General features: G+C 68.0%; 1 protein-coding gene. It reads right to left on the reverse strand.

The window, feature by feature from the left end; translation table 11 throughout:
• Window positions 1–241: Gfo/Idh/MocA family protein (locus R0J87_RS24065; protein ID WP_498889560.1), on the reverse strand; the 241-nt coding region annotated here is incomplete at both ends.

Below are 241 nucleotides of genomic sequence, written 5' to 3' on the forward strand. Positions count from 1 at the left end.
GGCGGGGTTGAAGCGCATCCACATGGCCTCCATCGCGAATCGTCCGCTGACTGCTGCCGCGTCCGCGATTCGTCGGCCCTCTTCGGCGTTCACCGCCATCGGCTTCTCGATGAGGACGTGCTTGCCGGATTCCAGAGCCGCGATCGCGATCGCCGCGTGAGTGGCGTGAGGAGTGGCGATGTAGACCGCGTCGACGGTCGGGTCGGCGAGGAGGGTCGCGACGCTCTCATGGGCGACGGCG

It is taken from the genome of Halomonas sp. SIMBA_159 (assembly GCF_046536035.1).
GTDB lineage: Bacteria > Pseudomonadota > Gammaproteobacteria > Pseudomonadales > Halomonadaceae > Vreelandella > Vreelandella venusta_A.